Below are 13,426 nucleotides of genomic sequence, written 5' to 3' on the forward strand. Positions count from 1 at the left end.
CGGCCCCTTTTTGGGGTGGGACCGGCGAAAGTCTCCTGGTCAGTGCGTCTGCCGGACCGGGGTGGCGCCCTGGTTGATCGGCGACGCGACGACGGCGGTCCTACGCAGTACCGTCCCCGGCTGCCGGGGAGGCCCCGCCCGGCGCCTTCGCGGCACTCTGCCCGGCGGCCGTGGGTGGGGCGGCCGTAGCAGCGTCGCGGTCGGGCGCAAGCGGGTCGGTCACCGCGCCGGTCTCCTCATCGAGCAGCCCCTGCGCCAGCCTGGTCACCGCAGCGGGGACCGGCGGCGCCAGGTCGGCCGTAGCTCGGAGGCCGGACAGGACGTCGTCGGGTCGAACGGCGGGTGTCACATGCCGAACAACCAGCCGCAGTATCGCACAGGCAGCGCCGTCGGGCCTATCGCCCTGACAACCGGCCGCCTCCAGATGCGCCACCGCGGCCCGGGCGTCGAAGGTCCGCATGCCGTTCTTCGTGCGGCGTTCGACCAGCACCTCTTCGGCCGCGAGGAACGCCTCGACGGCGTGGGCGGCGGCCTCGGGGGTGACCCCGTCGAGCCGGAGCTGCCACACCGACGCCTGCAGCCGGTCGGCGAGGCCGCTGGTGCGCGCCTCGACCGATTCGATCACATCGAGCCCGGCCGGCAGCGACTCGTCGAGGAGTTCGCGAAGCTTGTCCGGGTCGCGGCGCTCGGCGAGCTGGATCTCCAGATACTCGGCCTCACTGCCCGTACCGGTCGGGGCGGCGTTGGCATACGACACCTTGGGGTGCGGGGTGAAACCCGCCGAATAGGCCATGGGGACCTCGGCGCGGCGCAGCGCCCGCTCGAAAGCGCGCTGGAAGTCGCGGTGGCTGGTGAACCGGAGGCGGCCGCGCTTGGTGTAGCGCAGTCGGATGCGCTGCACCGCCGGTGCGGGCGGCGGGCCTTCGGGCTGTCGCTTGCCCAGTGTCGTTCAGTCCTTCGTGAGTGCGGTCGTACTGCTACCTAGAGTACGTGTCTCACGGCCGCCAGGTTCCCCAAGGGCGGTCCGGCCACTCTCAGCGCTGCCCGGCGGACCCGCCGTCGACGCCGCCGGGGGGCACCGCCGCGGTGACCCAGTACCGCAGTTTCTCGTCCCGCTGATCCTCGAAGATCCCGCCGCAGGCCTCGATGACCTTGCGGGATCCGATGTTGTCCGCGTCGCAGGTGACCAGCACCGGATCGATGCCCAGCTCGTCGTGGGCGACCGGCAGGGCGGCGCGCAGCATCGCCGTGGCGTGCCCCTGCCGGCGGGCACCGGGGCGTACCGCGTACCCGATGTGACCGCCCCAGGTACGGAGGGAGGGGGTGAGCCGGTGGCGGAAGGTGACGCGGCCCAGATAGCTGCCGTCCACCACCCACCACCGGGTGGACACCGGCACCCGGCCGTCGGCACGCTCGTCGTACGCGGTGCCGCCCACCGCGGCGACGTACGCGGCGAACCCCTCGGGGGTCGGCCAGCGGGTGCGCCAGGCGCGCAGTTCGCGCGCCAGGCTGGACCGTGGAGCGTGCTCGGCGCCGTCGGCGCGGAACTCGTCCATCGCGGCGAGGAACGAGTCGTGGAACGCGACGGAGGGGACGACCAGCCGCCCTGACGTCGGCGTGTGCGGTGCGGGCATCGGATCATTGTGCCGAGCACACCGCGGCCCGGCCACCGCGGGGGGGGCGGAGGCCGGGCCGAACTGGCTTACGGGAAGCGCTACTTGACGACCGTCAGCGGCAGCAGCTTCTTGCCCGTGGGGCCGATCTGGATCTGGGTGTCCATCTGAGGACAGACCCCGCAGTCGAAGCACGGGGTCCAGCGGCAGTCCTCGACCTCGGTCTCGTCGAGGGCGTCCTGCCAGTCCTCCCAGAGCCAGTCCTTGTCGAGGCCGGAGTCCAGGTGGTCCCAGGGCAGGACCTCCTCGTACTCGCGCTCACGGGTGGTGTACCAGGCGACGTCCACGCCGAACTCCGGCAGCGTCTTCTCGGCGGCCCGCATCCAGCGGTCGTAGGAGAAGTGCTCGCGCCAGCCGTCGAAGCGGCCGCCGTCCTCGTAGACGGCGCGGATGACGGCGCCCACGCGGCGGTCACCGCGCGAGAGCAGGCCCTCGACGATGCCGGGCTTGCCGTCGTGGTAGCGGAAGCCGATGGAACGGCCGTACTTCTTGTCGCCGCGGATCTTGTCGCGGAGCTTTTCGAGGCGGGCGTCCGTCTCCTCGGCGGAGAGCTGCGGGGCCCACTGGAAGGGGGTGTGCGGCTTGGGGACGAACCCGCCGATGGAGACCGTGCAGCGGATGTCGTTCTGCCCGGAGACCTTGCGGCCCTCGGCGATGACCTTGACCGCCATGTCGCCGATCTGGAGGACGTCCTCGTCGGTCTCGGTCGGCAGACCGCACATGAAGTACAGCTTCACCTGCCGCCAGCCGTTGCCGTAGGCCGTGGAGACGGTCCTGATCAGGTCCTCTTCGGAGACCATCTTGTTGATGACCTTGCGGATCCGCTCCGAGCCGCCCTCGGGCGCGAAGGTCAGACCCGAGCGGCGGCCGTTGCGGGTCAGCTCGTTGGCGAGGTCGATGTTGAAGGCGTCGACCCGGGTCGAGGGCAGCGACAGGCCGATCTTGTCTTCCTCGTACCGGTCGGCGAGGCCCTTGGCGATGTCACCGATCTCGGTGTGGTCCGCGGAGGAGAGGGAGAGGAGGCCGACCTCCTCGAATCCGGTCGCCTTCAGACCCTTGTCCACCATCTCGCCGATGCCGGTGATGCTTCGCTCCCGCACGGGGCGCGTGATCATGCCGGCCTGGCAGAAACGGCAGCCGCGGGTGCAGCCGCGGAAGATCTCCACCGACATCCGTTCGTGGACGGTCTCGGCGAGCGGGACCAGCGGCTGCTTGGGGTACGGCCACTCGTCCAGGTCCATGACGGTGTGCTTGGAGACCCGCCACGGGACGCCGGAACGGTTGGGCACGACGCGGGAGATCCGGCCGTCGGCCAGGTATTCGACGTCGTAGAACTTGGGGACGTAGACGCTGCCGGTCTTCGCGAGGCGGAACAGCAGCTCGTCGCGGCCGCCCGGGCGCCCCTCGTTCTTCCAGGCGCGGATGATCTCGGTGATCTCCAGCACCGCCTGCTCGCCGTCGCCGACCACCGCGCAGTCGAGGAAGTCCGCGATCGGCTCGGGGTTGAAGGCGGCGTGGCCGCCCGCGAGGATCAGCGGGTGCTCGTCCGTGCGGTCCTTGGACTCGAACGGGATGCCGGCCAGGTCCAGGGCGGTGAGCAGGTTGGTGTAGCCCAGCTCGGTGGAGAAGGAGACACCGAGCACGTCGAAGGCGCCGACAGGGCGGTGCGCGTCGACCGTGAACTGCGGCACCTCGTGCTCACGCATCAGCGCTTCGAGGTCCGGCCAGACGCTGTAGGTGCGCTCGGCGAGCACGCCCTCCTGCTCGTTGAGGACCTCGTAGAGGATCATGACGCCCTGGTTGGGCAGCCCGACCTCGTAGGCGTCGGGGTACATGAGGGCCCAGCGGACGTCGCAGCTCTCCCACGGCTTGACCGTGGAGTTGAGCTCACCGCCGACGTACTGGATCGGCTTCTGCACGTGTGGGAGCAGAGCTTCGAGTTGCGGGAAAACCGACTCGGACATCTCGAACCTTCGTGGGCTGACAAGGGGCGACTCTCAAGCGTAACCCGCTCGGCGGCACCCAAAATCGCACGGCGAGCGCGGCCGCCCCCTCTCACGCCCCCAGCCGCGCCAGCAGCCGCTTGCGGGACGCCTTCGCCCAGGCGGCCGGGAGGTCGCGCTCCCGTTGGGCGGCCAGGGCCTCCTCGCGGCCGTGGAGGAGGCCGAAGGTGAAGCCGCCCTCGCCGGCGCGGTGGGCCTGGGTGGCCAGGTCACGGAGGGCGCCGCGGGCCACCACGCTGTCCTGGTGGTCGCCGAGCAGCTGCTGCACCTTCTTGATCCGCTTGGCGAACTTCTTCGCCGGCTTGCCGAGCGCCGGGCGGGCCGCCTCGGCCGCGTACCGGGCCCGCTTGGCGGCCTTGCGGGCGCTGTGCAGCGCCTCGTCCCGGCCCCGGCCGGCGGGGGCGTCCAGCGCGGCCGCCACGCGGCCGGCCAGCCGCCGGTAGTCCTTGAGGACGGCCCGGGCCGCGGCTTCGGAGGCGGGCCGTTGGGCGGCGGTGCGCAGCGGCGGCTCCTCCAGGAGGGCATGCAGCCGGTCGAGGAGGGCCAGGTAGCGGGGGTCGTCCAGGGCGGCGAGCAGCCGGTCGCGGGCGCCGGCCCGGTTGCGCTCGGACCACAGCCGCAGCCGGGCGGCCACCGGGCCGAGCCGGAGCGTCCGGGGCACCTCCGCCAGCGACGCGCGCAGCCGCTCGGCCAGCACCTCCTGGTCCCGGCCCACCCCCAACTCCCCCGCCAGCCACTTGAGTTCGGCGCCGATCGGGTCGGTGACGGCACGGTCGAGGACCTTGGCGTAGGACCGGAAGGTGCTGCGCAGGCGGCGGGTGGCGACCCGCATCTGGTGCACGGAATCGGGCAGGTCGCGGCGGACCGCCGGATCGAGGGCGGTGATCGCCCGCACCTGCGTGGCGGCGTAGTCCAGGACGAGGTCCGCGGCGGTGCGCGGCTTCCCGGCAAAGCGGGCGGTCGACGCGCCCGCGGCGTGCCGGTCGGCACCGTCGGGCCGCTCGGTGCGCAGGCCCGTCTCGGTCAGCGCGCGGGCCAGCTTGGAGGGTGCCGAGGCGGGCCGCACCCCGGCGTCGGCCAGCGCATGGCCGATCGCGTCCAGCAGCCCGGTGCCCCCGTCGCCGCCCGTACCGGCGCCGCCCTTGCCCGTACCGTCGCCGTCGTCGGCACCGGCCAGCTCGACCTCGATCTCGTGCCAGCGCGCCTCCATCGGGCCGGTGCCGCCGGACGCCGCCGCGGGCGGAGCGGCGAACGTCACCCGCCGCGCGGTCACCGCGTCCACCGCGACCTCGGCCAGCGGTGCGCCCGCGGCGTCGCGCAGCACCCGGACCGTCCGCCGGGTCCGCAGCCGCACCAGGGGGATCAGGTCCTGGCCGCGGGTCCGGGAGCGGACCAGGGCGGCAAGTTCGGGGGGTGGGGCGTCCGAGAGCGGTGCCCGGATCTCCTCGCGCACGCCGGGCTCGACCGGGAGTTTCAGGTGCCAGCCGGCGTCCGGGCCGCCGGTGCGCCGCCGGAGGGTGACGCCGTCCGCGGCGAGGCGCTGGTCGGCGGTGTCGTAGTAGAGGGCGTCCAGGTTTTCGGTGCCGCGCTCCTCCACCGTCGCGACCCGGTCGACGCCGGCCAGGTCGGGCAGGTGGGTGTCGTCGTCGGCCTCGTATTTCCGCTCGATCTCCCGCACGGTGTCCGCCATGCCTCGAATGTAGCCAGCAGCCATAACGGGGACCACCCACCCGGACAGGATCGCTCTGCGTGGTGTGGGCCGGCATCGGAAGAGCGGGTGGCACACGTCAGGGAAGGTGGCTTACGGTGTGTCACTAGCCGCCCACTCAGGGTGGCGATCGGCGCTCACTCGACCCCTCGGGGAGGGAGACACCCGTGCATCCCCACAGCGCAGCCGTCGCCCGGTCACCCATCCGCTTCTCGGCGGGGGCCCGCCCGTTCCTGCTGACGGCGCCGAGCGAACCCACCAGCCCGAAGATCGCCCGGGATTTCGTCCGGGCCGTACTGCGGAGCAGCCCGCTCACCCCGCTGCTGGACACCGCGGTGCTGCTCACCTCGGAGGTGGTCACCAGCTCCCATCTGCGCACCCCGCGGTCGGCGGACATCCTGCTGCGGCTGCTGACGGCCGGACACGGCCTGCGGATCAGCGTGCACGACGGGGCCGCGGTCCGCCGCCCCCCGCCGGCCGTCCCGTCGCAGGCCCGGCCGCCGTACGACCCGGTGGCCGAGGACGCCGATCACGGGCTGTGGCTGACCGGCGAGCTCGCCGACGAGTGGGGCACCACGCCGTACGCCGGCGGGCCGCGGTCCGCGTCGCTGTGGTTCGAGCTGTACACCGTGCGGTGACCCGGCGCGGGCCGGTCCCCGCCGTCAGCGGGACGCGGACAGCGGGCGGCCGACCCGGATCGACTGGAGCAGCCCTATGGCGATCCAGACCGCGAACATCGACGTGCCTCCGTAGGAGACGAAGGGCAGCGGCAGGCCGGTCACCGGCATGATGCCGAGCGTCATGCCGATGTTCTCGAAGGCCTGGAAGGCGAACCACGCGATGATGCCGGCGGCCACGATCGTGCCGTAGAGCTCGGTCGACTCGCGGGCGATCCGGCAGGCGCGCCACAGCACGATGCCGAGCAGGACGATGATCAGGCCCGCGCCCAGGAAGCCCAGCTCCTCGCCGGCAACGGTGAAGATGAAGTCCGTCTGCTGCTCGGGCACGAACTGGCCGGTGGTCTGGCTGCCGTGGAAGAGCCCGGAGCCGGTCAGTCCGCCGCCGCCGATGGCGATCCGGGCCTGGTTGGTGTTGTAGCCGACGCCGGCCGGGTCCAGGCTCGGGTTGGCGAACGCGGCGAAGCGGGCGATCTGGTACGCGTCGAGCAGCCCGAGCTGCCAGATGGCGACGCAGCCGACGACGCCGGCGCTCACCAGTCCGAGGATCCAGCGGTTGGACGCGCCGGAGGCGAGCAGAACGCCGAGGATGACGGCACCGAGCACCATGACCGAACCGAGGTCGGGCATCAGCAGGATGATGCCGACGGGCACGGCGGCCAGCCCGAGGGCCTGGACGACGGTGCGGTGGCCGGGGTACGGGCGGTCGCCGGCGTCGACCCGGGAGGCAAGGATCATCGCCATGCCGAGCGAGATGGTGATCTTCGCGAACTCGGCGGGCTGGAGGGAGAATCCGCCGGGGATGGCCAGCCAGGAGCGCGAACCGTTGATGGTGGCGCCGAGCGGGGTCAGCACCAGCAGGGCGAGCACCACCGACAGGGCGTACAGCACCGGGATCGCGCCGCGCAGGGTGCGGTGGCCGAGCCAGATCGTGCCGCCGGCCAGCGTCAGGCCGATGCCGAGGTTGAGCAGGTGGTGCAGGAAGAAGTAGTACTCGTCGCCCTTGTTGAGCTCGGTGCGGTTGCGGGTGGCGGAGAAGACGAGCAGCGAGCCGATGAGCGACAGCAGCAGGCAGGACACCAGCAGTATCCAGTCCAGCTTGCGCAGCACGGAGTCACGTGCCGTCAGCTTTCCCCAGGTACCGAGTTCCGGGGTGTAGCGGCGGACGGAGAAGGCCCGGGAGGTGTGGCTTGAGGTCACTGGGGGCTCCCCGAAGGTGAGGGCGACGGGGACGGCGGGGCATAGGGCTTGATGGGCTGGGCCTCGATGGTGCCGTCGCTCTCGATCTTGGGCAGCTTGCCCTGCGGCCTGGGCAGCAGGGCGGCCTTCGGGTTGATGCCGCCCTTCTCGTCGACGCCGTACAGGGCGTTGTAGATGTTGCGCACGGCCGGGCCGGAGGCTCCGGATCCGGTACCACCCTGGGAGATCGTCATGACGATCGTGTAGTCCTTGGTGTACGTCGCGAACCACGAGGTGGTCTGCTTGCCGTAGACCTCGGCGGTACCGGTCTTGGCGTGCATCGGGATCTTGTCCTGCGGCCAGCCCTGGAAGCGCCAGGCGGCGGTGCCGCGGGTGGCGACGCCGGCCAGCGCGGAGTCGATCTGCTTGAGGGTGTGGGGGCTGTCCGGCAGCTTGCCGTGCGAGCGCGGCACGATCTGCTGGATGTGCTTGCCGTCGGGGCTGACGATCGCCTTGCCGACGGTGGGGTTGTAGAGCGTGCCGCCGTTGCTGATCGCGGCGTAGATGGTCGCCATCTGGATCGGGGTGACGAGGGTGTCGCCCTGGCCGATGGCGTAGTTGATCGAGTCGTAGGCGTGCAGCTTCATGCCTTCGAGGCAGCCCTCACGGGCGAGCTTGGTGGTGTAGTCCTTCTTCTTGGGCCAGGCCTTGGCCTGCTGGCACCAGCCGTCCTTGTTGGCCTTCCAGAAGTTGTGCTTCCACCGGCGGTCGGGGACCCGGCCGTTGACCTCGTTGGGGAGGTCGATGCCGGTCTCCTTGCCGAGCCCGAACTGGTGGGCGGTCCGGTAGAACCAGTCGTTGGGGTCCTTCTTCGGCTTGTCGCCGCCGTCCTTCTTCCACTCCTCGTGCGAGAGCCGGTAGAAGACGGTGTCGCAGGAGACCTCCAGCGCCCGGCCCAGGCTGATGTCGCCGTGGCCCTCGCCCTCGAAGTTCCGGAAGACCTGGCCGCCGATGCTGTACGAGCTGGTGCAGGGGTAGTGGCCGTTGAAGTCGTAGCCCGCGTTGACCGCCGCGGTGGTCGAGATGACCTTGAAGATCGAGCCGGGGGCGGCCTGGCCCTGGATGGCGCGGTTCAGCAGCGGGTAGTTGGAGTCCTTGCCGGTGAGGCGGGCGTAGTCCTTGCCCGAGATGCCGCCGACCCAGGCGTTGGGGTCGTAGCTGGGGTTGGAGGCCATCGCCACCACCCGGCCGGTCTTCGCCTCCATGACGACCACGGCGCCGGAGTCCGCCTTGTAGTTGGTGCCGGTGTTCTTGTCGTGCACCTTACGGGCGTCCTTCATGGCCTGGTCCAGCTGCTTCTCCGCCAGCGCCTGCACCCGGGCGTCGATGCTGGTGACTATCGACGAACCGGACTGGCCCTTCTCGCTCTTGGCCTGGCCGATGACCCGGCCGAGGTTGTCGACCTCGTAGCGGGTGACGGCGGCCTTGCCGCGCAGGTACGTGTCGTAGGTGCGCTCCAGGCCGGAGCGGCCGATCTGGTCCGAGCGGAGCAGCGGCGAGTGGGTGTTCTTGGCCTTGTTGATCTCCTCGTCGGTGACCGGGGAGAGGTAGCCGAGCACCTGCGCGGTGTTGGCGCCGACGGGGGCCGGGTAGCGGCGGACGGCGGTGGGCTCGGCGGTGATGCCGGGGAAGTCCTCGGACCGCTCGCGGAGCTGCAGGGCCTGCTGGGTGGTGGCCTCGTCGGTGATCGGGATCGGCTGGTACGGCGAGCCGTTCCAGCACGGCTGCGGGGTCTTGGAGTCGCAGAGCCGGACCTTGTTGCGGATCTCCTTCTCGGACATGCCGAGCACCTTGGCGAGCCGGCCGAGCACGGCCTTGCCGTCGTCCTTCATCTTCAGCAGGTCGGTGCGGCTGGCGGAGACGACCAGCCGGGTCTGGTTGTCGGCCAGCGGCACGCCGCGCGCGTCGAGGATGGAGCCGCGGGTGGCGGGGTCGACGACCTGCTGGACGTGGTTGTTGCGCGCCTCGGTGGCGTACTCCTGGCCGTTGCGGATCTGCAGGTACCAGAGCCGGCCGCCGAGGGTGAGCAGCAGGGAGAAGACCAGGATCTGGATCGCGATGAGCCGGACGCTCACCCGCGAGGTCCGGGTTTCGGGGAGATGGGTCACAGCCGCTTGACCCCCTTGATCCGGCCGGCCTTGTCGCGGGCCGACTTGCCGAGCAGTCCGCCGCGCTGGCTGCCGATGTGGGCCTTGGTGCGGGCCGACTTCATGGCGCCGCGGCTGGCCTTGAGTCCGGTGCCGGTGGTGAGCCAGCCGTACGCGGAGTCACGGGTGGCGGTGCCGCTCGGGCTCGGGGAACCGTCGCCGACCACGGAGTCGTGCTCGGTGCGGCGGGCCAGCGCCATCACCAGCGGGACCGTGAACGGCGCCAGCAGCAGGTCGTAGAGGGTGGCACTGAGCAGCAGCCCGACCAGGCCGACGTGGCGGGCGGCGGTGTCGCCGACGAGCGAGCCGACGCCGGCGTACATCAGGGTCGAGCCGATGGCGGCGCCGATGACGACCATCAGCGGCAGGGTCGCCGAGCGGTGCTGACCGGAGTCGGGCTTGGTCAGCCCGGCGATGTAGCCGATGACGCACAGCACCAGCGCATAGCGCCCGATGGCGTGGTCGGACGGCGGGGCCAGGTCGGCCAGCAGCCCGGCGAAGAAGCCGACGAGCGAGCCGGCGACGTGGCCGTGGACCAGCGCCAGGCCGAGCACGACGAGCAGCAGCAGGTCCGGTACGGCGCCGGGAAGTTGGAGTCTGCCGAGGATGCTGACCTGGATGATGAGGGCGACGACCACCAGCGGGGCCGAGAGCAGGATCCGGTTGATACGCATCGGTCAGCTCCTGGGGGAGGCGCTCGCGGAGGGCGTGGCCGTGACGGTGACCGTCGGCGTCGGCTTGGGCTTGGCCGGCGCGGGCGGCAGGACGGTGTCCCGCGGGTCCTGGCGGGGCGGCTGCACGACGACGCCGACGATGTCGAGCTGGGAGAACGAGACGAACGGCCGGACCTGGAGGGTGCGGGTCAGATCGCCGTTGGAGGGCTCGACCTTGACGACCCGGCCGACCGGCACACCGGGGACGAACGGCTTGTCCTTGCTGGAGCCGAAGGTGACCAGGCGGTCGCCCTTCTTGACGGTGGCCCGGCCGTTGAGCAGCTGGACGCGCAGCGAGCGGACGCCCTGCCCGTTGGCGAAGCCGATCTCGTTGGTCTTCTCCATGCGGGTGCCGACGGTGAAGTCGGGGTCGGCGGCCAGCAGGACGGTGGAGGTGTCGGGGCCGACGGTGGTGACCCGGCCGACCAGCCCGTCGCCGTTGAGGACGGTCATGTCGCGGGCGATACCGTCCCGGCTGCCGGCGTCGATGGTGATGGTCCAGGAGAAGCCCTGGGCCGAGCCGATGGCGATCACCTGGGCGCCCTTGATGGCGTACTGGCCGGTGCCGGCGGTCTTGAGGATCTTGTCGAGTTCGGCGGCCCGGTTGCGGTTGCGGTCGGAGGAGCCGAGCTTGGCCTTCAGCGCCTCGTTCTCGTGCTGCAGCTGGGCGATCCTGCTGTGCCGCCGACCGGAGTCCCGTACGGCGCTGACGGCGTTGCCGACCGGGTCGACGACGCGGGCGACACCGGCCTCCACCGGGCCGAAGGCGGCGGCCGCGGCCTGCCGGGCGCCATCGAGCGGGGACTGTTCGCCGCCGCGGATGTCGACCGTGATCAGCGCGAACGCGATCGCGACCAGCAGCACCAGCAACAGCCGGCTCTCTCGTGTGTCCCTCACGTGCGGCGGCCGTGTCCTTCCTCGTAGGACCGGCCGGCTGCGGGCCCCGCCGGTCTCGTTCGGGAGTTGAGCGTTGTGCCTTGCTGTGACGGGCCCGGTGGTGAAGCGTCAGGGCACCGTGTCTGTCGGGAGGTTGTGCCTGTATATCAGCGATTCGCAGCAACGATCCGTATCAACGACCGGGACCGCCGGTATGTAGCGGTCCGCCGGACGGACGGGCCGCACTCGCCATGGTGCCCGACCGCCGCGGACGCCGCAGGACGGCCGCGGCGGGGCCGGGAACCGGGGTGTTACCTACGCGGCTGGGAGTCGAGGACCTGCTGCAGCGCCTCGAACTCCTCCACGCACTTGCCGGAACCGAGGGCCACCGAGTCCAGCGGGTCCTCGGCGATGTGGATGGGCATACCGGTCTCGCGGCGCAGCCGCTCGTCGAGGCCGCGGAGCAGGGCGCCGCCTCCGGTGAGCACGATGCCGCGGTCCATGACGTCACCGGACAGCTCCGGCGGGCACTTGTCGAGGGTCGTCTTGACCGCGTCGACGATGGAGTTGACCGGCTCCTCGATGGCCTTGCGGACCTCGGCGGCCGAGATGACCACGGTCTTGGGCAGGCCGGAGACCAGGTCGCGGCCGCGGATCTCGGTGTGCTCGTCCTGTTCCAGGTCGTACGCCGAGCCGATGGTGATCTTGATGCTCTCGGCGGTGCGCTCGCCCAGCAGGAGGCTGTACTCCTTCTTGATGTGCTGGATGATCGCGTTGTCGAGCTCGTCGCCGGCCACCCGGATCGACTGGGCGGTGACGATCCCGCCGAGCGAGATGACGGCGACCTCGGTCGTACCGCCGCCGATGTCCACCACCATGTTGCCGGTGGCCTCGTGGACCGGCAGGCCGGACCCGATGGCCGCGGCCATCGGCTCCTCGATGATGTGCACCTGGCGCGCGCCGGCCTGGGTCGACGCCTCGATGACCGCGCGGCGCTCAACTCCCGTGATACCGGAGGGAACGCACACCACGACCCGCGGGCGGGCCAGGTAGCGACGCTTGTGGATCTTCAGGATGAAGTAGCGGAGCATCCGCTCGGTGATCTCGAAGTCGGCGATCACGCCGTCCTTCAGGGGCCGTACGGCAACGATGTTGCCGGGCGTGCGCCCGATCATCTTCTTGGCCTCGGCGCCCACCGCGAGGATGCCCCCGGTGTTGGTGTTGATGGCCACGACCGACGGTTCGTTGAGGACGATTCCGCGGCCCCTGACGTACACCAGCGTGTTGGCGGTCCCGAGGTCGACAGCCATGTCACGGCCGATGAACGACATGTTGTTCCCCATGAGGATACGTCTGGCCTTCCCAACTGGAGCGAATGCTTACTGGAGGTCGGCAGGAGGTGGTGCGCACTGCGGCGCGGAAGCCTCCATCGTAGTTCGTAGTGCACCCACTCGAACACGTCGGGAGGCTGTTTCGCCATTGTCAGCCGTACACGTACCCGCCCCCCTCAATGGTGACGTCGTGTCGCGGTGATGCGTTCCCCCGATCGTGTCGCATACACCAAAGGGCGACCGATGAATTTGTCGGTCGCCCCTGGTCACGAGGGGTGCACAGCTGATGAAACGTCAGGAAATACCGGGGAAGAAAATCTTGATCTCGCGCTCGGCGGACTCTTCGGAATCCGAGGCATGGATCAGATTCTCCCGGGTGATCGTTCCGAAGTCCCCACGAATGGACCCACTCGGCGCGGCAATCGGGTCAGTCGGACCGGCCAGCGCACGCACGCCCTCGATCACCCGCTCCCCCCCGACGACCATCGCGACGACCGGGCCGGAGGACATGAACGCGACCAGTGGCTCGTAGAAGTCCCGGCCGACGTGCTCGGCGTAGTGCTGCTCCAGGATCGCCCGGTCGAGGGTACGCAGCTCCAGCGCGCTGATCGTCCAGCCGGCCTTCCGCTCGATCCGGCCGATGATCTCGCCGACCAGGCCGCGCTTGACGGCGTCGGGCTTGAGAAGGACGAGGGTGCGCTGGCTCACGGTACGGCTCCTTGAGGGGTCGGGTGCAGTGCGCTTGAGGCTACCTCCACGTACCCGTCTGTCCCGCCGTCGGGGTTGCTCGTTGTTGCGCTTTGCGGCGCCTCCCACGTACCCGTCTCTCCCGCCGCGGGGCTCGCTCGCCGTTGCGCCTGCGGCGGGCTGGGTGGGTGTCGGGTGCGGTGACGGGCCTCCGGGGCCGGCGTTTGGGACTGCTGTCGCTTTACGTCCCAAACACCGGCCCCTCCGGCCCGTCCCCTCCCGTGAGGGGAAAAGGGGCGGGGCGAGGTATTCCCGCTGACCAGCGACGTCAGGCGTACGTGCCACAACGCGCGCCCCCACGCACCCGCACAC

Annotated in this window: 11 protein-coding genes; 1 reads left to right on the plus strand and 10 read right to left on the minus strand. The window is 70.8% G+C overall.

What is annotated here, in order from left to right; all coding sequences use genetic code 11:
• Window positions 1-100: 100 nt before the first annotated feature.
• The 4 genes from IG62_RS0128835 to IG62_RS0128850 all read right to left on the minus strand — a co-directional run bounded on the left by IG62_RS0128835 (window position 101) and on the right by IG62_RS0128850 (window position 5,366).
• Entirely contained in the window at window positions 101-901 is an 801-nt protein-coding gene (locus IG62_RS0128835) for a TIGR03936 family radical SAM-associated protein (protein WP_030809562.1), read from the minus strand.
• A gap of 133 nt (window positions 902-1,034) precedes the next feature.
• Complete coding sequence (locus IG62_RS0128840; RefSeq protein WP_051798736.1) at window positions 1,035-1,634, minus strand: GNAT family N-acetyltransferase; 600 nt, start codon at window positions 1,632-1,634, stop codon at window positions 1,035-1,037.
• Between the two features lie 80 nt (window positions 1,635-1,714).
• A complete protein-coding gene (locus tag IG62_RS0128845) occupies window positions 1,715-3,637 on the minus strand; it encodes a TIGR03960 family B12-binding radical SAM protein (RefSeq protein WP_030809566.1) in 1,923 nt (640 codons plus the stop codon).
• Window positions 3,638-3,728: 91 nt separating this feature from the next.
• Complete coding sequence (locus tag IG62_RS0128850) at window positions 3,729-5,366, minus strand: CYTH and CHAD domain-containing protein (RefSeq protein ID WP_030809568.1); 1,638 nt, start codon at window positions 5,364-5,366, stop codon at window positions 3,729-3,731.
• Between the two features lie 185 nt (window positions 5,367-5,551).
• Here IG62_RS0128850 and IG62_RS0128855 point away from each other — a divergent pair, with 185 nt between their 5' ends.
• Window positions 5,552-6,022, plus strand: coding sequence for an ATP-binding protein (locus IG62_RS0128855; RefSeq protein WP_030809571.1), 471 nt, complete (start codon window positions 5,552-5,554; stop codon window positions 6,020-6,022).
• 24 nt (window positions 6,023-6,046) lie between these two features.
• On the opposite strand, the gene IG62_RS0128860 is transcribed toward IG62_RS0128855, so the two are convergent.
• The 6 genes from IG62_RS0128860 to ndk all read right to left on the minus strand — a co-directional run bounded on the left by IG62_RS0128860 (window position 6,047) and on the right by ndk (window position 13,075).
• Window positions 6,047-7,261, minus strand: a complete 1,215-nt coding sequence (locus IG62_RS0128860; RefSeq protein WP_030809574.1) for an FtsW/RodA/SpoVE family cell cycle protein — start codon at window positions 7,259-7,261, stop codon at window positions 6,047-6,049.
• On the minus strand, window positions 7,258-9,408 hold the full coding sequence (gene mrdA, locus IG62_RS0128865; RefSeq protein ID WP_030809577.1) for a penicillin-binding protein 2: 2,151 nt from the start codon (window positions 9,406-9,408) through the stop codon (window positions 7,258-7,260). Before mrdA ends, IG62_RS0128860 begins: the two co-directional genes overlap by 4 nt.
• On the minus strand, window positions 9,405-10,121 hold the full coding sequence (mreD, locus tag IG62_RS0128870) for a rod shape-determining protein MreD (protein ID WP_030809580.1): 717 nt from the start codon (window positions 10,119-10,121) through the stop codon (window positions 9,405-9,407). Before mreD ends, mrdA begins: the two co-directional genes overlap by 4 nt.
• Window positions 10,122-10,124: 3 nt before the next feature.
• Window positions 10,125-11,057 carry a rod shape-determining protein MreC gene (gene mreC / locus IG62_RS0128875; RefSeq protein WP_030809583.1) on the minus strand — a complete coding sequence of 311 codons (933 nt, stop codon included), beginning with the start codon at window positions 11,055-11,057 and terminating at the stop codon, window positions 10,125-10,127.
• 290 nt (window positions 11,058-11,347) lie between these two features.
• Window positions 11,348-12,367, minus strand: coding sequence for a rod shape-determining protein (locus IG62_RS0128880; RefSeq protein WP_003985182.1), 1,020 nt, complete (start codon window positions 12,365-12,367; stop codon window positions 11,348-11,350).
• Between the two features lie 294 nt (window positions 12,368-12,661).
• Window positions 12,662-13,075 (minus strand): nucleoside-diphosphate kinase, encoded by a 414-nt coding sequence (gene ndk / locus IG62_RS0128885; RefSeq protein WP_030809585.1) that lies wholly within the window; start codon window positions 13,073-13,075, stop codon window positions 12,662-12,664.
• Window positions 13,076-13,426 lie beyond the last annotated feature (351 nt).

It is taken from the genome of Streptomyces sp. NRRL S-337 (assembly GCF_000720175.1).
Taxonomy (GTDB): Bacteria; Actinomycetota; Actinomycetes; order Streptomycetales; family Streptomycetaceae; genus Streptomyces; species Streptomyces siderophoricus.

What these genes read in the sequence shown, in the direction of transcription:
- IG62_RS0128840 (WP_051798736.1), bottom strand. Translation starts at nt 1,634, where the DNA reads ATGCCCGCACCGCACACGCCGACGTCAGGGCGGCTGGTCGTCCCCTCC.
- IG62_RS0128845 (WP_030809566.1), bottom strand. Translation starts at nt 3,637, where the DNA reads ATGTCCGAGTCGGTTTTCCCGCAACTCGAAGCTCTGCTCCCACACGTG.
- IG62_RS0128880 (WP_003985182.1), bottom strand. Translation starts at nt 12,367, where the DNA reads ATGTCGTTCATCGGCCGTGACATGGCTGTCGACCTCGGGACCGCCAAC.
- IG62_RS0128850 (WP_030809568.1), bottom strand. Translation starts at nt 5,366, where the DNA reads ATGGCGGACACCGTGCGGGAGATCGAGCGGAAATACGAGGCCGACGAC.
- mreD (WP_030809580.1), bottom strand. Translation starts at nt 10,121, where the DNA reads ATGCGTATCAACCGGATCCTGCTCTCGGCCCCGCTGGTGGTCGTCGCC.